This is a genomic window from Pontiella agarivorans (assembly GCF_034531395.1).
In the GTDB taxonomy this organism is placed as follows: Bacteria; Verrucomicrobiota; Kiritimatiellia; order Kiritimatiellales; family Pontiellaceae; genus Pontiella; species Pontiella agarivorans.
Map to the genome: position 1 here is coordinate 55891 of NZ_JARVCO010000006.1, position 20132 is coordinate 76022.

17 protein-coding genes are annotated in these 20132 nt (G+C 53.4%); 10 read left to right on the forward strand and 7 right to left on the reverse strand.

Translation table 11 applies throughout. The annotated features are described in order from the left end of the window. The first annotated feature begins 1 nt into the window (after nt 1). On the forward strand, nt 2-625 hold the full coding sequence (locus P9H32_RS04410; RefSeq protein ID WP_322607663.1) for an MBL fold metallo-hydrolase: 624 nt from the start codon (nt 2-4) through the stop codon (nt 623-625). 126 nt (nt 626-751) lie between these two features. Here the strand turns inward: P9H32_RS04410 and P9H32_RS04415 are convergent, their stop codons facing one another. Genes P9H32_RS04415 through P9H32_RS04430 form a run of 4 tightly spaced genes read right to left on the reverse strand, consistent with a single transcriptional unit; the run spans nt 752 to nt 4889 of the window. Beyond that, a complete protein-coding gene (locus P9H32_RS04415) occupies nt 752-1900 on the reverse strand; it encodes a cell division protein FtsZ (RefSeq protein WP_322607664.1) in 1149 nt (382 codons plus the stop codon). Next, nucleotides 1893-3119 (reverse strand): cell division protein FtsA, encoded by a 1227-nt coding sequence (gene ftsA / locus P9H32_RS04420; protein WP_322607665.1) that lies wholly within the window; start codon nt 3117-3119, stop codon nt 1893-1895. Before ftsA ends, P9H32_RS04415 begins: the two co-directional genes overlap by 8 nt. Before the next feature lie 10 nt (nt 3120-3129). Continuing rightward, nucleotides 3130-3966, reverse strand: a complete 837-nt coding sequence (locus P9H32_RS04425; RefSeq protein ID WP_322607666.1) for a cell division protein FtsQ/DivIB — start codon at nt 3964-3966, stop codon at nt 3130-3132. Nucleotides 3967-3995: 29 nt separating this feature from the next. Then, nucleotides 3996-4889, reverse strand: a complete 894-nt coding sequence (locus tag P9H32_RS04430) for a D-alanine--D-alanine ligase (protein ID WP_322607667.1) — start codon at nt 4887-4889, stop codon at nt 3996-3998. Between the two features lie 325 nt (nt 4890-5214). On the opposite strand from P9H32_RS04430, the gene P9H32_RS04435 reads away from it, so the two are divergent. From P9H32_RS04435 to P9H32_RS04450, 4 genes are all read left to right on the forward strand, one after another. Beyond that, nucleotides 5215-5511, forward strand: coding sequence for a DUF167 domain-containing protein (locus P9H32_RS04435; RefSeq protein ID WP_431311696.1), 297 nt, complete (start codon nt 5215-5217; stop codon nt 5509-5511). 15 nt (nt 5512-5526) lie between these two features. Then, nucleotides 5527-6387, forward strand: coding sequence for a metal ABC transporter solute-binding protein, Zn/Mn family (locus tag P9H32_RS04440; RefSeq protein WP_322607669.1), 861 nt, complete (start codon nt 5527-5529; stop codon nt 6385-6387). Nucleotides 6388-6462: 75 nt separating this feature from the next. After that, nucleotides 6463-7203, forward strand: a complete 741-nt coding sequence (locus P9H32_RS04445) for a metal ABC transporter ATP-binding protein (protein WP_322607670.1) — start codon at nt 6463-6465, stop codon at nt 7201-7203. Then, nucleotides 7196-8026, forward strand: coding sequence for a metal ABC transporter permease (locus P9H32_RS04450; RefSeq protein ID WP_322607671.1), 831 nt, complete (start codon nt 7196-7198; stop codon nt 8024-8026). Before P9H32_RS04445 ends, P9H32_RS04450 begins: the two co-directional genes overlap by 8 nt. A gap of 732 nt (nt 8027-8758) precedes the next feature. Here P9H32_RS04450 and ppdK read toward each other — a convergent pair. Then, the gene (gene ppdK, locus P9H32_RS04455; RefSeq protein ID WP_322607672.1) at nt 8759-11512 is read right to left on the reverse strand and encodes a pyruvate, phosphate dikinase; all 2754 of its coding nucleotides are present in this window, start codon (nt 11510-11512) and stop codon (nt 8759-8761) included. A 164-nt stretch (nt 11513-11676) separates the two neighbouring features. Here ppdK and P9H32_RS04460 point away from each other — a divergent pair, with 164 nt between their 5' ends. From P9H32_RS04460 to P9H32_RS04480, 5 genes are all read left to right on the forward strand, one after another. Then, nucleotides 11677-12354: a prepilin-type N-terminal cleavage/methylation domain-containing protein gene (locus P9H32_RS04460; protein WP_322607673.1), complete on the forward strand. Its 678-nt coding sequence runs from the start codon at nt 11677-11679 to the stop codon at nt 12352-12354. Continuing rightward, nucleotides 12351-12803, forward strand: a complete 453-nt coding sequence (locus P9H32_RS04465; protein ID WP_322607674.1) for a type IV pilus modification PilV family protein — start codon at nt 12351-12353, stop codon at nt 12801-12803. The genes P9H32_RS04460 and P9H32_RS04465 overlap by 4 nt, the downstream gene beginning before the upstream one ends. Continuing rightward, nucleotides 12803-13570: a PulJ/GspJ family protein gene (locus tag P9H32_RS04470; protein ID WP_322607675.1), complete on the forward strand. Its 768-nt coding sequence runs from the start codon at nt 12803-12805 to the stop codon at nt 13568-13570. The genes P9H32_RS04465 and P9H32_RS04470 overlap by 1 nt, the downstream gene beginning before the upstream one ends. Then, the gene (locus tag P9H32_RS04475) at nt 13567-15801 is read left to right on the forward strand and encodes a hypothetical protein (protein ID WP_322607676.1); all 2235 of its coding nucleotides are present in this window, start codon (nt 13567-13569) and stop codon (nt 15799-15801) included. Before P9H32_RS04470 ends, P9H32_RS04475 begins: the two co-directional genes overlap by 4 nt. A 75-nt stretch (nt 15802-15876) precedes the next feature. Next, nucleotides 15877-16737: a polyprenyl synthetase family protein gene (locus P9H32_RS04480; protein ID WP_322607677.1), complete on the forward strand. Its 861-nt coding sequence runs from the start codon at nt 15877-15879 to the stop codon at nt 16735-16737. A gap of 2 nt (nt 16738-16739) precedes the next feature. On the opposite strand, the gene P9H32_RS04485 is transcribed toward P9H32_RS04480, so the two are convergent. Together P9H32_RS04485 and P9H32_RS04490 are read right to left on the reverse strand one after the other, a co-directional pair. Next, a complete protein-coding gene (locus tag P9H32_RS04485; RefSeq protein ID WP_322607678.1) occupies nt 16740-19241 on the reverse strand; it encodes a glycoside hydrolase family 2 TIM barrel-domain containing protein in 2502 nt (833 codons plus the stop codon). After that, entirely contained in the window at nt 19238-20128 is an 891-nt protein-coding gene (locus P9H32_RS04490) for a family 16 glycosylhydrolase (protein WP_322607679.1), read from the reverse strand. Before P9H32_RS04490 ends, P9H32_RS04485 begins: the two co-directional genes overlap by 4 nt. Nucleotides 20129-20132 lie beyond the last annotated feature (4 nt).

Sequence of the window (20132 nt, forward strand, 5' to 3'; positions counted from 1 at the left end):
TATGAATATTCAGCCCATTCCTACCGGGGCATATCAGGAAATGTGCTACCTCGTCTGGGGAACCGATAGAAAAACCCTTGTTTTCGATCCCGGCGACGACGCAGATCACATTTCCCAATGCCTGGAACAGCACGATCTCGAAGTCGCCGCCTATGTACTGACCCATACACACTACGATCACATCAACGCACTCGCCGATCTGTACGATCTCCGGCCCGCCCCAATTTATGTCCATTCGAAAGACTGGGAATGGGCCTTTGATGACCGAAACCAGAGCCCCCCCTATTATCCACGCCCGCGCAGCCCCGAAACAGATAACATCCACTGGCTGGAAACCTCCAAGAACCGGACGATTGCCGACCTGAATTTCCAATGTCTGGAAACGCCCGGCCATACCCCCGGCGGCTGTTGCCTCCTGTTTCCAGAGGGTCGATTTATACTCACAGGCGACACCCTGTTCAAAGGGTCGTGCGGTCGCACCGACCTCCCTGGCGGCAACCCGCGGGAGATGAAAAATTCACTGAAAAAACTTCAACAGCTTCCCGATGAAATTCAGATTTTTCCAGGTCACGGGGAGAACAGCACCATCGGGCACGAAAAAGCCACCAACTTTTTTATGCAGTAGAAAATATCTCCCACACCTTCGAAGGTGTGAAATTATTCTCTTATATACTCAATATATTTGGATATTAATAACCACACCTTCGAAGCTGTGTATATTGAGCTGACCCCTCAGATAACTTTATCCAGCCTATCTGGGAAGTTTGATATCACGGCGAATATAGGTCGGCACATCAAGATCCTCGTTGTTATGAATCGTCGGATCTGTATGAATAAACTCCCCTTTGCCGGTCGTTTCCAGCAACAGTTCTCCCTGCGCGGGGTGACTGTTTTTATTGAACAGATCCCGCTGACGCTGGCTGTCTACCAGCGGTTCTTTCCATGCTTCAGCAACGAGTACGATCGCAGAAAGACGTCCTTCAAAAGATCGATCCGTGGCTACACCGAAATTGATCCATACGTCCTCCGGCAGTTTTTCCTGCAGTCTGGAAAGCACCTCATCCACCTCAGCCAGCTTCAGGTCTATGCCACCGGTCAGCCCAATCACAATGCCTACTGCCGACTCCAGCATGCGTCCTTTATTCAGCAGTCGGTGCGTCGTCAGAGCGTCCACGACCGCAGCAGCCCGGCCTTCTCCCGCTCCATCGGCACTCGCGAAATGACAAAATCCGTCACAGTTGCGCAGCATCGTGTGAATACACGCAAAATCAAGCCCGACCACTCCGTGTCGACTCAACAGACGGCTGATCGAAAATATACCATCCATCATTACCTGGTGGCTCCGGGCATAGGCCTGTTCCACCGGCAGTTCCGCATCGGAACGGTCGACCAGCCGTTCATTCTGAATCTGAATAATAGCATCTGAATGGGTACGGATACGCGCAAGGGTATCCTCTGCAGTACGACGTATTTTCGTCCCCTCAAATTTAAACGGCATGGAAACCATGGTCAGCACCAGCGCACCGGCCTCACGTGCGATACGGGTAATCACCGGTACTGCGCCCGAACCCGTACCGCCGCCCAACCCTGCCACCATTACGAGCAGATCGATTTTTCTCAACTGTTTCCGGATATTTGAAGAATCCTTTTCAATCGACTGACGGCCCAGTTCCACATCGCCGCCAGAGCTGAGTCCGCGTGTGATGGTAGCACCCACATGAATCGTATTTTCCATGTCCAGCGCATCCAGCACCTTGGTGTCGGTGTCAATCGCCACAGCCTGCAGATCCGGTTTGAGGGCAACCATCGCCGCCACCGCCCGGGCCCCGCTGCTGCCTACACCCATCACCAGCATCTTCGGAACATGAATTTCACTCTTTCCGCTCCGCTGCTCACTCATCGGAACCTCCCCAGAACAGATTCAGCAGGGTTTTTCCCAGCGAACGTTTTTCCACAGGGCGATTGAGCGATGCCGCATAGCGGATGGCCCCAACATGACTGGCATAGAGCGGGGCATCCTTTGCCGACGGCAGCCCCTGCACATCAAACGGTTTTCCATGCATGCACGGAACGTTAAATACTTTCTGTCCAAGATCACGCGCCCCGTTCAGAAACGAACCGCCACCAGTCAGCAACACACCGGCACTCAGCGGGACATTTGGCGACTGCACTTCCACAGCCTCCTTCACCAGCGTGAAAATCTCCTCCATCCGCGCATTGATAATCGTATTCAGCGTCACCGCCCGAACCATTTTTCCGCTGAAACCCTGCGCCGCCGCAGGAATAGAAATATTATGATCCCGCTCCATCAGATTGGTCAGCGCACTGCCGTCCTTCTGCTTCACCAGCTCCGCCTGACTCAGCGGAATCTGCAACCCCACAGAAATATCGTTGGTCACGTGATCTCCACCCACCGCAAAGGATCCGGCCGCCTGAATAAATCCGTCATGATACAACGTAAAATCGGTAGTCCCGCCGCCGATATCAATCACCAGAACGCCCGCCTTTTTCTGCTCATCCGTCACCACCGCCAGAGCAGAGCACAGTCCGCTGAACACCGCATCGGAACAGGCAATTGGAGCGTCATCGACCAGTTTTCGAAAATTATCCACAGCACTTCGTTTCGCATGAATCGTCAGCATATCCACCCGAAGCTCTTCCCCCGCCATACCAGCCGGGTTGGTAATATTCACCGTATCATCGAGCTGAAAATACTGCTGCAGCGTATGCAGCTTGATCCGGTTATCGGGTAGTGCCACCTTGCGGGCAATTTCCACCACCTCATCCATATCCTGTTCATCAACTTCCGAAAGGCGGTTTTCCAGCGGATCCACCAAACGGTGGAACCCTGTACTTTTTTTGGCCATCGCCTGCCCGCCTGAAGTAATCAGTACAATCGAATGAATACTCTTACGCCGATTTTCCTCCGCCGATTTTATGGCTTTGCGCACACACTTAATCGCATCATCGCGGTTATAAATTTCACCCTTTCGGATACCGCGCGATTGGGTCTCGCCAATGCCGATAATTGAAACCACACCATCATCGCGCACCTCGCCCACCATAGTGCGGACGGTACTTGTGCCGATTTCCAGAACTGCCGTTGCGTCAAGAGCCATCGTTCACCGGTTAATAATAGGTCACCGGCACTTTGGCCGAATCCAGCGTGAGATCCACTTCTTTCACCCGCTGCCCCTGGCCATTGGCAATTTTAATCAGCGTCGCCAGATTCTGCAGTTTGGGCTTAAGCGAAAAACGCGGCATGCGCACACGAATATCCCCATGCAGCCGCATATCAATAAAATCAGAATATTTCAAATCCAGCGTCTCAATCTGGATATAGGTCCGCAGATACCCCGAACTCTCACAGATGCCGATGATCTTCAGCGCGGTCTCCACATCGGTGACCCCAACAGCTTCCCCCAGAAGCAGCTCGGTATCAAGCCCCTTGATCAACGGCAGACTCTTCGACTTGATCGAAGGAGGCATCACAAAACCGTAGCGATCAACCCGCAACGGAAGCCCCCGTTTTTTAACCCCCTCAATCCGGGCAACCGCCATCCGTTCCTTCACCTCGATAATCAGCGTATGCGGCAACCTGCGTTCCAGCGAAACCGATTCAATCTGGGATACTTCCTCCAGCTTCTTTTCGATCTCACGGAACGACTGATCCCACAAATTCATCCCCTCGCGCAATCCCGTCGTTTCACGGATAAAATCCTCTTTCAGACGGCCATTGCTCGAAATCTCCAAATGCTGAATTTCAAAGCGCGGATTGCCCGCATAGAGTTTGTAACCAACCCATCTAAAGCCCGAAAAAATACCGAAACCGATCGCCCCGAGAACCAGCAGCAGAAAAACAACCGAAACCGAGCGGCGCGCCCGGGTTCCGCCGTCCACCCCGCGCTTTTTCGCCCGCACATAATGTGTTTTTTTCCGTGTTGTTTTCTTCTTTACCGCCGCCATGCAAACCAGCTCCTGAAACAATCGCGACACTATAGATGAGCCCGTTCCATGATGCTACAGCAAAGCTCGGAAAAACCGACCCCCGCCGCCCCCGCCGCCTTTGGAAGCAGGCTCGTCGCCGTAAACCCCGGAATCGCATTCAGCTCCAGCACATACGGCCGGTTTTCCGGCGACAGCCGGAAATCCACCCGCCCAAACGTATCTGCTTCCAATGCCCGGAAAGTACGCAGTGCCAGCGCCTGCAGATCCGCCGTAATCTCCGCCCCCAGCTCCGCCGGGCAGACATAATGCGTATCACCCGTCACATACTTCGCCTCAAAATCATACCACTCCGACTCCGGAATAATCTCCACCACCGGAAGCACCCGACCGTTCACCACCCCCACCGTCAGCTCCCGCCCCGGAATATATTCCTCCACCAGAACCTCTTCTGAATACTGCTGCGCATCCGCAAACGCCTCCCCAAAACCAGCCTCTTCAACAACCAGATGACACCCCACACTTGACCCTTCCCGCGGCGGCTTCACCACCAGCGGAACTCCCAATTTCCGATCCATGGAACACTGCAACACCTCTCCCGGCGCAACCGGAATCCCGTTTTCCTCCAGCACCCTCCGCGTCAGAATCTTATCAAATGAAATGCGGCTCGACTCCGGCCCCGACCCCGTAAACGGAAGCTTCATTTCCCTCAACCGACTCTGAATTCCCCCGTCCTCACCAAACCGGCCATGCAATGCCACAAACACCGCCTCAATTCCATCCGGCAGCTGAAAATCCTCTGAAACAACATCCACCTCCGTCACCTCATAGCCACCGTCACGCAATCCCTGCGCAATGGCTTCCCCTGACTTCAGCGAAACCGCCCGCTCCGACGAAATTCCCCCCATTAAAACCGCAACCTTTGAAAATCTACGCGCACACATACCACTTTCCTTCCTAACCGAAATTTGAACGGAGCACCCTAATCATTAACACTCACCAGCTCAAGATTTGGTTCCAGACCATACTCCTCGCTATGAATCTTAAAAATCCAGATCAACGCAATTTCAATCCTCAAAACCTCTTTAAAAATCGCCTCCCGACCTTCCTGAAAACTTCAATCCACGCGCCCCGGGCGGGGCGCGACCAATTGCCGCCACCGAATAACTATCCTTCGCAAGTAAAGTCCATGCCCGCAGTTTACACCCGGAAAACAGGATTGCCTTTGGTATGGATTTGTTAAAGATGCCGGGATGTATGGAGGTATATATGTCGTGGTTTGATGACAGAGGGGATCATTTGATCCTGAATGTGCGGGCGGTGCCGCGGGCATCGCGCGATGAATTGGCCGGCCTGATGGGCGATGCGCTGAAGGTGCGGATTCAGGCACCGCCGGTGGATGGCAAGGCCAACGCCTATCTGATTAAGTTTCTTTCCAAACATTGGAAAATCCCGAAGAGCGCGATTAAAATTCTTTCGGGCGAGACCGGACGGAATAAACGGCTGCGGGTTGCTTCGCCGACCGACGAAATACGTAAAGAATTGTTGTCTTTCGGGAAGGGGTAAGTATCAATACCGCACATGAAAGGTCCCATATTAATTCTAGCGTCACTCCTTCTGGCCGGATGCTCCCCGAAACAGACGGCAGAAACCGAACATCCGACGGTATTTGTGAGTATTCCGCCTCAGGCGGGCATTCTTAAAACTCTGGTTGGCGACACCATGGAAATCCGTACGCTGGTAGGCGAAGGTCAATCGCCGCATTCGTATGAACCGACGGCGCGACAGCTGGCGGCGCTGGGCGATGCGAATATGCTGTTTACGGTGGGTGTCCCATTTGAAGAAGCCTTGTTGAAAAAAATTCGGCCGCTTTATCCTGATCTTCCAATCATTGAAACCGATGATGCAATTGAAAAACGGGTGATGCCGCATGCGCATCATGGCGAGGAGTGCTCGCATAACCACGGCGAAAGCGATCCGCATATCTGGCTGAGTGCGCGTAATGTGGTGAAGATGGCTTCCGCCATGCAGAAAAAACTTGAATCTTCGGGCTTGGCGAATCAGGTACAATATGACGCGCTGATCCACACCTTGAAAATTCTCGATGCGGAAACGACTGAAAAACTGGCCCCGTATAAAGCGGAGCGGTTTTATGTATTCCATCCCTCTTTCGGCTATTTTGCGGATGCCTATGGTCTGGTGCAGGTGCCGATTGAGCTCGACGGGAAATCGCCTTCGCCGCGCCAACTGGCGAATCTGATCGAAATGGCCCAGACCGATGGTGTGAAGGTGATTTTTGTTCAAAAGCAGTTTCCTATGGAGAGTGCGCGGGCTGTCGCGGATGCCATCGGCGGCCGTGTGGTTCAGTTGGATCCTCTGGACGAAGATGTGGTTGCCAACCTCCGCCAAATAGCCGAAGCTGTTGTTTCTTCATATGAATGACGCCAACGAAGAAATACACCAAATGCACGAAAAAGGACTGAACGACCTTAATGTATTTCGTGGCTGAGATAAAACATGAGTATTCCCATCCATATTGAAAACCTGAATTTTTCCTACGGCCCGGTGGCGGTACTGGAAAACGCCAATGTGTCTATCGGGGAGAGAGAATTCATTTCAGTGGTCGGTCCGAACGGTGGCGGCAAAACAACCCTGCTGAAAATTATGCTGGGTTTACTGGAACCGCAGTCGGGCTCTGTTTCAATCTTTGGAAAAACGCCGGATCTGGGCCGGAAGTGGATCGGTTATCTGCCGCAGTATGCCAACCTGGATGCCAAATTTCCTGTGACGGCGCTGGATGTGGTGCTGATGGGCCGGCTGGGTAAGACCCGCAGTTTCGGCTTTTATTCCAAAACCGATCGCGAGGCCGCACGAGCCATGCTGGCACGCGTTGGACTCAATAAGCAGGAAAATCGCCCGCTTTCTGCACTTTCAGGCGGCCAACAGCAACGCGTGCTGATTGCGCGCGCGCTGGTGTCTGAACCGAAACTCTTGCTGCTCGATGAACCCACATCCAGTCTGGATGACTATGTGGAGCAGGAACTCTACGATCTTTTGCAGGAACTGAACAAAGAGCTGACGATCATTGTGGTTTCGCACGATGTCGCCTATGTCTCGCGCTATGTGGAAAAAGTCGTCTGTGTGAACCGGGAGGTACATATCCATCCGGTTTCTGAAGTTGATGAAAACATTATTCACGACATGTACGGGGAACACGTCCACGCCGTCCGTCACGATCAGGAGCACGATAATGGCTGAGTTTTTCCAGGCCCTGCTTCGGCACAGCTTTCTGCAGCACGCCCTGATCGCCGGACTGCTCGTCAGCATTTCCTGCGGCATTGTCGGCACCTACGTCGTAACACGGCGCATTACCTATCTGGCCGGCGGCATCGCTCACTGTGTGCTCGGCGGAATGGGATTTGCGCGTTATATGCAGGTGGTGCACGACTGGCAATTCATGACCCCCATGCTCGGTGCGCTGATTGCCGCCCTGCTGGCCGCATTCATCATCGGCTGGGTCAATATGAAAGCGAAAGAACGCATTGATACCGTCATCAGTGCATTCTGGGGGCTGGGCATGGCTATCGGCATCCTGTTTATTGCGAAAACCCCGGGCTACGGAGAAGATCTGATGGCCTATCTTTTCGGCAATATCCTGCTCGTTACCTCCCGTGATCTGCTGGCCATCGCCGGGCTCGACCTCTTTATTGCCGGCATTGCGCTACTCTTCCACAAACAGTTTGTTGCGGTTTGTTTTGACGAGGAGTTTGCGAGGTTGCGCGGTATAAACACCCAGTTTTTCTATTTTCTCATGCTCGCCCTCACCGCGCTGACCGTGGTGCTTATGGTTTCGATTGTCGGCATTGTGATGGTAATCGTCATGCTGACGCTGCCGGCCGCAATTGCCGGACGGTTCTGCCGGCGCATGGGTTCAATGATGGCGCTGGCAACCGGACTCTGCGCAGTGCTGACCTTCTGCGGTCTCGGCCTCAGCTATGGCCCCGACCTTCCGGCCGGTGCCACCATTATCGTCCTCACCGGGATCGCCTATCTGCTGGCACTGTGCATTAAAAAGCGCTGATCGTTTCCGGTAACCCGTTAAAGTTAAACCATTTTATGGCATGCAGCATGCTTAATATCTTCCACCTTATGAGGAAGAAAATACCAAAGAAGACAATAGGAAAAACATGTATTTCCCCCGTATCGTTAAGTTCGCCCTTTTCGTATGAAATGCGCGGAACACACCTCATTCGGCGTTTTTTAGGGCTGATTCCCGTATCTCGAATACCTCTGGAAGCCATACACTACCTACGGTTAGCTGCACGAAACGAAATTTCATGGAGCAACATGCTATTCAACGGACTGCTGTTGCTCAACCGCTAACACTCTAAACGGCCCGTTTATATCCTCCAGACCCGAAAGGGACATCATATCTTCCTCAAACTGGAGGGCGGATCACACTTCCGTTTGCGGCAGGCCATCGCCCGACATGCCAACCGCAGCGTTCAGAAAACGGCAGCCTGAGCTTATTTCTATCTCCCCTCATTAGGGTTCAACTCGAATCGGCGAAACAAGTGGCGGTCACATGACTGCCCTCTCTCTTCAGCACGGCATCAAAACATTCCCAGAACTGGACACATACCTTCGAAGGTATGAAATAAAACATGATTTTTTAAGGTTATTATAAAAATATCTCTCACACCTTCGAAGGTATGAAACATTCCATCCCCCAAAAAAAAGCCCGTCAAAAGAACGGGCTTTGAACTTTATCCAAAAGCTGGGCTTTCCCAGCTTTTGTTTTTTTATCAAATACTTAGCCTTTGATTGCAGCCTGTGCCGCAGCCAGACGAGCAATCGGCACGCGGTACGGAGAGCAGCTCACATAGTTAAGCCCGGCTTTCGCGCAGAATTTCACACTTTCCGGATCCCCCCCGTGTTCGCCGCAGATACCGCACTTGAGGCCCGGGCGAGTTTCGCGACCACGCTCAACCCCAATTTTTACAAGCTGACCGACACCCGTCTGATCCAGCGTCTGGAACGGGTCGGCCGGAAGGATCTTTTCGCCAAGATAGTCCGGCAGGAAGGATCCAATGTCGTCCCGGCTGTAGCCGAAGGTCATCTGCGTCAGATCGTTGGTTCCGAAACTGAAGAATTCTGCAGTTTCCGCCACTTCATCTGCGGTAAGCGCAGCGCGGGGAATTTCTATCATGGTACCGACCATATATTTCACTTTAGAATCAGTTTTCGCGATAATTTCCTCGGCATTCTCTCGAACAATTTTTTCAAGGAAGTCCAGCTCGGCTTTGGTTCCGATGAGCGGAATCATGATTTCCGGGAGGACTTTGACCGGCTTCTTGAGCTTAGCGACTTTGCAGGCGGCACCGATGATGGCTTTGGTCTGCATGACACAGAGCTCCGGATACGTAATCGACAGGCGGCAACCGCGATGGCCGAGCATCGGGTTGAATTCGTGAAGTTCCTTCACACGTTCGGTCACTTTTTTGGCCGGAACGCCGAGGCGCTTGGCCATTTCCTGCTGATCTTTTTTGGTATGCGGAACAAATTCATGCAGCGGCGGGTCGAGCAGGCGTACCGTTACCGGCAGGCCGTCCATGGCTTTGAAGATGCCTTCAAAATCTTTCTGCTGATGCTTCAGCAGTTTGGCCAGCGCGGCTTTCCGGGCTTTTTCGTCATCCGCCAGAATAAATTCGCGAATAGCCCAGATGCGATCCCCTTCGAAGAACATATGCTCGGTACGGCAAAGACCGATTCCTTCGGCGCCGAATGCACGGGCCGCCGCGGAGTCTGCCGGAGAGTCGGCGTTAGTACGGACATTCATCTTCCGGTTGGTATCGGACCATTTGGAGATCTGTTCGTACATTTTGAAGATCGGATCTTTTTTGGCAGAAGCTTTACCATCCACAACCGCCGAAACCACCGGACTGACCTGAGTCGGAATCTGACCTTCATAAACCATCCCGGTGGAACCATTCAGCGAGAGCCAGTCCCCCTGCTTGAATACTTTTTTACCAACCGTAACCGTTTTCTTTTTGTAATCAATCTTGAGGTCACCGGCACCGCAGATGCAGCATTTCCCCCAGCCGCGTGCAACAACGGCAGCGTGCGACGTCATCCCGCCGGTAGAGGTGAGTACGCCCTGTGCCGCCCACATGCCGCCCACATCTTCCGGACTGGTTTCGTGGCGAACAAGAATGATCTTTTCATCGGCATTTTTGTCGATAGCCGCTTCGGCCTCATCGGCCTCGAACATAATTTTACCCACAGCGGCCCCCGGCCCTGCCGGAAGGGCTGTGGTAATCGTTTTGGCTTTTTTCTCTGCCGCGATGTCAAAGATCGGGAACAAAAGCTGTTCAAGGTCTTCGCCAGTCACAGTCATCAGCGCTTCTTTCTGATTCAGAATTTTGGGCTGTTTTTCACCGGTGAAGACATCCTGCCCGGTAGCCATTTCAACGGCCCAGCGTACCCCCGCCAGACCGGTACGTTTTGCATTACGGGTCTGCAGCATGTAGAGCTTGCCCTCCTGCACCGTGAACTCGACGTCCTGCGGATATTTATAATGTTTTTCCAGGCGCGTCATAATTTTCTGCAGATCCGCGTAGGCTTTTTTCCAAACCGGATCATCTTCATTCGGCATATCATCGAGGTGCTTCGGTGTCCGGATGCCGGCAACAACGTCTTCCCCCTGTGCATCGATCAGATATTCGCCCATCGGTTTGCTGTGGCCGGTTCCGCCATCACGCGTGAACGCCACTCCCGTTCCGGATCGGGAACCCATGTTACCGAAAACCATGGTGCAGATATTCACCGCCGTGCCCATCAGACCGGAGATCTTATTGATCTGACGATATTTTTCAGCACGCTCGGAACCCCAGGAGCCAAATACGGCACGAATGGAAAGGTCGAGCTGTTCCCACGGATCCTGCGGAAACGGTTTTTTAACTTTGTTCTGGTAAACCTTTTTATAGATTTCCGTCAGCTCTTTCAGCTGCTCCGCCGTCAGGTCGGTATCTTCCTTGGCTTTGTATTTTTTCTTCAGCGCTTCAAGTTCCACTTCAAAATCGTGGTGAGTCAGGCCGGTATACGGACCCATTACCACATCGCCGAACATATCGATGAAGCGGCGATAGCAGTCCCAGCCGGTACGTTCGTTGCCACACTGCTCAATAAAACCCAGTACCGCCTTATCATTCAAACCCAGATTCAGCACAGTATCCATCATGCCCGGCATCGAAACCGCCGCACCGGAACGTACGGACACCAGCAACGGATCCTTGGCATCACCCAGTTTTTTCCCCGTCTCTTTTTCCAGTTTCTGCAACTGGACTTTCAGCTGCTTTTCCATTTCCGGCGCATATTTTCCGCCGGTCTTGGAATAATAGGCACAGGCTTCTGTGGTAATAGTGAGCCCGGGAGGAACCGGAAGATTGGCGTTTGCCATCTCAGCGAGGTTTGCCCCTTTGCCGCCGAGAACCGCTTTCATGCTTTGGTCGCCTTCCGTGAGTTCTTTGGAAACTCCGTAGAAGTAGACATATTTCTTCTGAGCCATTTATATTTCTCCTTGTTTTGAAAAATGCGGTATGGAACTAAAAACGGTCTATTTTTAACAGAGCATATAACGGAGTCAAGACCCCCTCACGTTTATTCAGTATTCGCAAAAAAATCCATCTTCCAAAGTTTGGAAAGCCCCGCTCCGACCGCTATGTTTCCCACATGCGGAATCCCCCTTTCCAATCCAAGAGCGCCTTCACGCTGGCCGAACTGCTGGTCGTTATCATGATCATCGGCATCATGTCGGCCATTACACTGCCGATGCTCTCGGGCATTACCGGTCAGAGCAGATTGGAAGCCGCCACCAACGCCCTGCACTCCGCCGCCAAGCTTGCGCGCCAGCACGCCGTAACGCACAAAGAACCCGCCTATCTCATCTTCCATGACGACATCACCGATCCGGAGCTGGCCTACCGCAGCTACGCCGTTTTCGCCATCGATATCTCCAGCCCGCCGGTCACACAGGACGACGGCTATTTTGTCAAAGACTGGGAGCGGCTCCCCGAAGGCATTCTTATCGACCCGGATGCCAATCCCTCTGAAAATCTTTTCGAAATCGGGAACGATCCCTGGGACGGTGCGCTCAATAAAAACAACGAACTCAAAATCGACGGCACCACCTACATCACCCTCGGTTTCAAACCGACCGGAGAGATCGCCGCCGCCAGTCACCACATCCATCTCGCCGCCGGAACGGTCATCAACGGCCGACCCGAAATTTTCAACCCCTGCCCCGGCAAACAGATCCATTTTACAACCTTTGGGAAAAGCCTCATTCTGGATACCGTCTACGGAGAAAACGACGGCGATTTTCAACTCCTGGGAGAAACTGCAGAATGAAAAAGTCCGGTTTCACCCTCATGGAAATTCTGCTCGCCCTGCTCGTCATCAGCATCGGCGTCGTCAGCATCATCGGTCTGCTCGTCTCCACCCTCGACACCAATCACCGCACCCGCGACGATCTGAATACCGTCAGTTTTTCCGACCTCGTCCTCAATCATCTCCATGCCAAAAACTGGAAGGCGCTGAACGCCCTCCCCGGTTCATTTTCTCTGCTCGACTACGACGGAACAGCCGTTGATATAGAAACCGGCCGTATCGCCCGTTTCACCTCCTTCGCGGAAGGCCGTGACGGCAATGCCGCCGAACGCTTCACCGTCACCTATAAACTCGATCTCGCGCAGGACCGGAACAGCATTACCGCAGAGCTGCAGGTCTGGCCCGGCTACACCGCCGAAGGTAACCCGCGTATATTCCAGACGCGAATTTACAACTGGAGGAAAGAATAATGCCGCCCCGCTCCTCCCGCCGCGGATTCACCCTGCTCGAATTGATGGTATCGCTCGTCATTCTGAGCCTCGTAGTCTTGATGATTTCCCGCATTTTCACCACCAGCACCTCAGCAGTCACACGCGGTGGCGATGATGCATTGCTCGATGAAGCAGCCCGCTTCGTGCTCGACAATCTGCAGACCGACATCAGTCAGGCTCTGGTCCGCACCAACGCCCCTTTCCGCGTTGATTCCGTTTCCGTCGGTGACGCCCTCTACTTTGTCTCCACCGCCACCCGTCGCCAGATCCTCGGCACACCGCGCGATCTCGCACCCGTTCAGATCCGTTCAAAACAAAGCCTCGATCTGGTTTCGGCTCTTAACCGATGCGTTGTTTTTGAATATATCGCCAACGTGCAGACCGGCACCCAAACAGCACGTAAAAATCTGATCCGGCAATCCGGATATTACAACGGCACAAAACCCGATTTTCGTTCGGACCGGGAATATACCGAAGAACTCAAAGACGCAGACGGCCTCACCGCACAGGCGGTGCTCACCTTCATGAATTTCCGCATCAACGGCAATGAATCCAACGCCCCCCAGCCCCGCTTTGTTGATGTCATCATCGGGTTGTCCTCCGCCAGAGATATGCGGCAGGCCATGCGTATTTACGCAACGCGCGGCAATGACGAAACTGAACATTTTCTCGCCACCCACGAACAGGTTTATACCCGCAGAATATATCTCCCGAACCTTGGAACTTCCCTGCTGGAGTTTGAATGAGCCGACGACCTCCAACCAAAGAAGGGACCGCCCTGATTATCGCTCTGGGTTTTCTTGCACTGCTCACAGTAATGATCCTGGCCTTTGCCGCCCGCAGCCGAACCGACCGGCTCGCCGGCCGGAACTATCTGGAAAACGCGCGCGCAACTCAGATGCTCCACACCGCGCTTGCAGACGCCATGGAAAATATCGATGTCGCCTTCGGCACCAACTATCCCGCCCGCTTAGCCTTCGGTTCCGGCGACGGCTCCGGTTTCCCCATTGCCGGAAACGTGAACCTTTCCACCGAAGAGAACTATCTTCCGCTGGGCAACCATTCGATTAGAACCGCATACGAAAAAGCATGGTCCACCGCAGAATGGATTCCGGTTTCTGCGGACAACACCGAAATCGGACGTATAGCCTATGTGGTGGTGAACACCTCCGGCCTGCTCGATGCCAACAGCATCGGCGATGCGGAAACGCGGCGACGGAACGGACGCTCGCCCGAAGAAATCAAACTGTCCCATGAACTGCTGGACGAGCTCAACACTTCCGCCCAACTGATCGATGCCGACGGAAATGCAGTCCCGGCACCGGATGCCGGAACCGCATTGATCCACAACCGCGATACGGCGTGGAAACGCTTCGAATCCCTGCGTGACATTAAAACCCTCAATTCATCCGAACGCGGCAGCGCTATCGGCGGCGACATCGCATCGTTCAATACCTTCTCGTTATACCCTTCAAACCGCACGGAGCATCTGCTGCTGACGGAAAACACCGATGCTGACGAGTTTGAACAAATGTTGACAGAACAGTGCGGTTTTTCTGACGATGAGACGGAACATATTGTAAATAACTATTTCGACTATATCGATGCTGACAGCGTTCCACGTGCACTCGACGGCTCAAGCCCCGAAGCCGTCCCCATGATCAACGAAATACGCCTCGATAATGTCGTATTCGACCACAACGTCATTGACCCGACCAATGTACACTATGAAATCTCCGGAGAACTGTACGTCGAAACCTGGTATCCATTCAGCAACGATGTGCCGGATGATGCTTTCATGGAAATTTTCGCAGCCAACATCTCAACAACTCCGGACTCAAAATCAGGAAACCTCGAAATTCTGGACGGCGAAGAGTATGCCGGCCAGTCGCTCTACACCACGCTCGTCGTCAGCTATACCAATATGTCCAAGGCGATCATTTTTCCTTTAACAGAGTACGCTTCCAATACCGACGGTGCCTTCACAGAATATCTGTTTGAATTCAATTATGATGAAACTCTGGAACTCAAAACGGCCTTCTACGAAGGCGAAGCGACCGACCCCGTCAAACTCTTCTTCCTCAATGAATCGATTGAAATCAATTTTGATGAACCCGTGGACCGCGTCGAAGATATCGAACTGGAGCTTCCCGTATCGGAGAGCGGTTCCGACTCCACCGTGGCCTACAGTTGCCGCGATCCACGGATTAATCACGATTTCCTCGCCGACTGGCAGGAACAGGATTCCACCCCGCATGCCGTCAACGCCATCGAAGACTGGGGCGAGGAAGCGGACCTGATTGACAAGAATTCCATTCTGTTTTATTGCGCCAACCGGCCCATGACCAACACCGCCGAACTCGGTTTTTTATCGACCGGCGAACCATGGGATACCGTCCGCCTCTACGCCGCCGGCGAAACGCCCGATCCTGTCCTGGATTATTTCCACACCCCGGAAGATCTGACCCATGCCCCCATTGGCCCCGGTTATATTAATATCAACTCCCCCCACTCCAACGTTTTGGCCACCGCCTTCTGGCAGGCCCCTCTCGGCGACTCCAGAGCAATCACGGCCGGGCAGGCGGAAATTCTCGGCGCCAATCTGGCCCGGGCAACCAACCCCGAATGGAAAAACCGCTCCCACGCCGGCTATGCACTCGCTGATAATCTACCGGACTGGAACCTGCTGACCGACGCTCAGAAAGAGTCCCTTGTGGCCAATACCTACCGCCTGTTCGGCTGGCGCGACACATCCTATACCATTCTGCTGCTGGCCCAGACCGGAACCGACATCGACAACAACGGACTCAAAGACGAAGAAATCCGCGCATCCCGTCAGGCAGTGGTGCAGATCTGGCGCGATCCGCTGACGGAAGCCGCCGCCGTCACTTTTTTCGGACTCTCCGACACGCTGCGCAACGATGTCGACGGCGGGGCCGACAGCTGGGGCACACTGCTCAACGCCTTTGCACCGTGATCGATTTCCAACCTCCGGAAGTTTCCAGCCTTTGGAAGTTTCCAACCTCTGGAAATTTCCCTATACACAGCCCCCATGATTACCGATTACCTGAAAGAAAGACAGGCGCAGGTCGACCGCGCTATCGAACAGCTGCTTCCCGCAAAAGATGTCCGCCCCGCCCTGCTGCACGAGGCCATGCGCTACAGCGTACTCAACGGCGGCAAACGCATCCGCCCGATCCTCGCCATCGCAGCAGCCGAAGCCCTTGGAAAAACGGCCGAAGATGTCATAAAACCGGCGGTCTCCGTGGAACTCTACCACTGCTCCACACTGATCCACGACGATCTCCCCTGTATGGACGACGATGATCTGCGCCGGGGGCAACCCACCTGCCATATCCAATACGGCGAAGCCAATGCCGTACTGGCCGGCGATGCCCTCATGATTATGGCCTTTGAACTGCTGGCAGAATTCGGCAATGCGCAACTGGGCCTTGAACTCGCCCGCGCCGCCGGCTCACGCGGCGTAATTGCCGGACAGGTGGAAGACCTCGCCGCGGAAGGCAAAGCCCCCAATGCGGATCTCGTCGAATTTATTCACCTGAACAAAACCGCCATTCTCATTCAGGCCTCGGTCCGCATGGGAGCCATCGCTGCCGGGGCCAATGAAAAAGAGCTGGATCGACTCAGCCGGTTCGGCCGGAAAATCGGTCTGGCCTTTCAGATTGCCGACGATATTCTCGACGAAACTTCCAGCGACGACGTGCTGGGCAAGCCCACCGGTTCCGATACCGAACAGCATAAAATGACCTATCCCGCCGTCCACGGCATGGATGCAGCCCAGACTCGTGTGCGTGCGCTGACGTTTGATGCTATCGCCGCGCTGATGGATCTCAACCGTGACACCAGCGCCCTGAAAAGCATTGCCGAGTTTTTGATGAACCGGACCTTTTAGGCCTACTGCTGTTGAATACGAACCGTTGCACCCTTTAATCCGTCAACAGAAGCATTAACCACAATATCGCCTTTTGTTTTTCCGGCCTGCAGCATCATCAGTACGCGGCCCTGATCGGTTTCACAGCGGTCGGACTGGAAATCCTGCACACTTGAGGAGTTTCCATTGTCGACACCGATATTGCGGGCATCGCCCTCTACGGAAAATCTGACCCTGTGCGTCCGGTGCCGAACCGACCGCCCTTTTTCATCGACGACTTCAGCCACACAATGCACCGCATCCCGTCCATCGGCACGCAGCGTTTTCTTATCCAGCTTCAGCCGAACCGCAACAGCTTCAGCGGCCGTGTGCAGCGTCTTAATCGCCGCAACCTGTCCATTGTTTCGTCCAACCGCTTTCAGCGATCCTTCTTCAAACGGAACAATCCATTTCAGCAGACGATCTTCATGATCCGCCAGTTTCCGAACGCCCAGCGATTTACCGTTTAGAAACAGTTCATTCTCCTCACAGTTGGAATAGAGCTCAATATAAACCGGCTCGCCGACTTCAAAATTCCAATGGTTGGAAACCTCCGGCCACCACCACTTTTTATCGCGCGGATTTTCCGGATTCTCAACAACCTCGTCATTCTTCAGCAGATAGTTGGAATCGGCCTGCGGCTGAGCGGCAATGTAAACCAGCGGCTCATCTTCTTTCCAGAAGGTCTTGAAAAACCAGTAGCGCGGTTTGCGGAATCCGGCGGTATTCAGCATCCCGCTTGCGGTAGAACGTTTCGGCCAGTCGCGCGATTCACCGAGATAATCAATTCCTGTCCAGAGAAAGACTCCGGCAATATGCTCATTTTCCAGCACACTTTTCCACTCTTCCCACTGCACCCAGTTTTCGGTGCCGCAGATCATTTTTTCCGGATAGTGTTCATGCCCCCATTCATTGAGCACCGTGCGGTAACTGTAACCCACCACATCCAGCGCATCGGCATATCCCGAAAAATGACTCACCGAAGGCATCACCATATTCGCCGTTACCGGACGGGTGGTATCGAGTTCCTTAATCCAGCGCGACAGATCGGCCGCCTGCTCCGCCAGAATGTGTTCTCCCTGACGCTTCTGCGAAACGGAAAAGCGCTCCCGGATTTCCTCTGCCGAAAACGGCGGAAGATCCCAGTAGTAGCTCACCTCGTTCTCTTTATCCCAATAGCCCGTGGCATCGGAATACCCTGCATAGGTCCACTCAATTTCGTTGCCGATGCTCCACTGGATAATGGACGGATGATTCCGGTCGCGCAGCACCATGGCTTTGATATCCCGCTCGGCCCAGTCACCGAACTCCTCCGAATACCCGCGCGTTAAATCATCCACATCTTTTGCATTGAAATTATGGCGTTTGTCTTTTGGATTAAACCATTCATCAAATGCTTCATCCTGCACCAGAAATCCCATGCGGTCGCACAGATCCAGAAAAGCTTCCGACGGCGGGTTATGCGCCGTTCGAATGGCATTACAGCCCGCCTCCTTCAGATAACGAAGACGACGTTCCCACACGGCATCCGGAACTGCTGCGCCCACGGCGCCCCCGTCATGATGCAGACAAACCCCTTTAATCCGCATGTGTTCTCCATTCAGAAAAAAGCCTTTGTCCGGATCGTTGTAAATATCGCGTATCCCGAAACCCGTCGTTGCTCTATCCAGCACCCGGTCTCCCGAAACCACTTCAACTTCCGCCCGGTAAAGATACGGATGGTCAGGCTCCCACCGTTCAGGATTCCCGACAGTAAACGCCAGCGTTCCAACGGCCGGAGCTCCAGCCGCCAGATCCATTTCCAGCGTCTGGAAACCGACGGATTTCCCTGCGGCATCCTGCAGATCGACTTTCAGCAGAACCGGTTCTGCTGCATTCATACGGTTCTTCAGCGTAACGTCAACCTGAACGCGGTCGCCCCGGGTCGTCACAAAAACGCCGTACTGCTCGATATGGACCGGGCCGTGAGCAACCCATTTCACATCGCGGTAAATCCCGGATCCCGGATACCACCGGCAATCCAGATAGGCGGAGCGATCCACCCGAACGGCAACGGTATTTTTTCCGCCATAGTTTAAATATTCCGTCAGCTCGTAACTGAACGGAATATAGCCGAACGGCCGTTTCCCCAGATAATGCCCGTTAATCCAGACCTCTGAATTATTATAAACCCCGTCAAAATCGATCCGGAAAATCTGTCCTTTTTCCGCCGCAGAGACTTCGAATGTTTTTCGATACCAGCCGATACCGCCCGGCAGAAAGGCCGTGCAGCCCCCGGCATGATTAGTGGTAAAGGAATATTCCACACTCCAGTCGTGCGGAAGATCGAGCTCTCGCCACGCCGAATCATCGAACGCCGCATTTTTTGCTGACGGCACATCGCCCGGCAGAAATTTCCAGCCGTTGGAAAAGTTCTGACCTTCCCCACCATGAGCAATCCATCCTGCCATACCCATCGCCATTGCCGCCGTCAGCCCAAGCTTCACTTTACGTCATCCTTTTCGAGCGTGTAAGCACGGACATAATCGTAGTACGTGGTGTTTTTGGAATCATCGAGAATCTGTTCCTTTTCCGGAAGCACTTCCCAGTCATAAATCTCGCAAACCAGATTGATAAACATCTTCCGGTCAAACGGCGACGGATCCTTTTCTGTTGAAACTTCGATGGTCTGCACATGCTCTCCATCGAGATAAAAATGCATGGTTTTTGCATCGACCCACCAGCAACCGTAAGTATGGAAGTCCTCATCCACATTGCTGCCGATATCGTATGAGGCTCCTTTTTTCACCACCGGATATTCACCATCAACCTTTTCTTCATTCATGAAGGTAATATGTGTATTGGAACGGAACTGATGTTTGAAATCAGGCCATCGCTGTGCATCACCGATACATTCCTGAATATCGAGTTCTGTTCGTTTGCCCGCTTTTTCCGCATCCTTCCGCGGATTCATCAGCCAGAATGTGGATGACGTACGCAGACTGGAAGCCTTCATACGGGTTTCGTAATAGCCATAACCGGCCTCCTGCCCTTTCGACTGAATCGCACCGCAGGCAATCCACCACTCCCCGTCATCGCCGCGCGGCGGATCAAGCAATCCGATCTTAATCCGGAGCAATCCGTCATCCACCTGAACAGACTCCGGAACAAACAGCCCCGGCACACGCCCCTTCCAACCCGGATAATGATTATGCCACTTTTCATCATCGAGTTTTCTTCCGTTAAACTCATCGCTGTAGGCTTGATTCAGCACCCACTTATATCCTTCCGGCGCTTCAACCGGCGGTGGCGGCGGCACAGGTTCACGGGAAGCCATTCCCCGGGCTCCGGCAGCAAGACATACGACTGTAGACAACATCCATATTTTCATCATGATC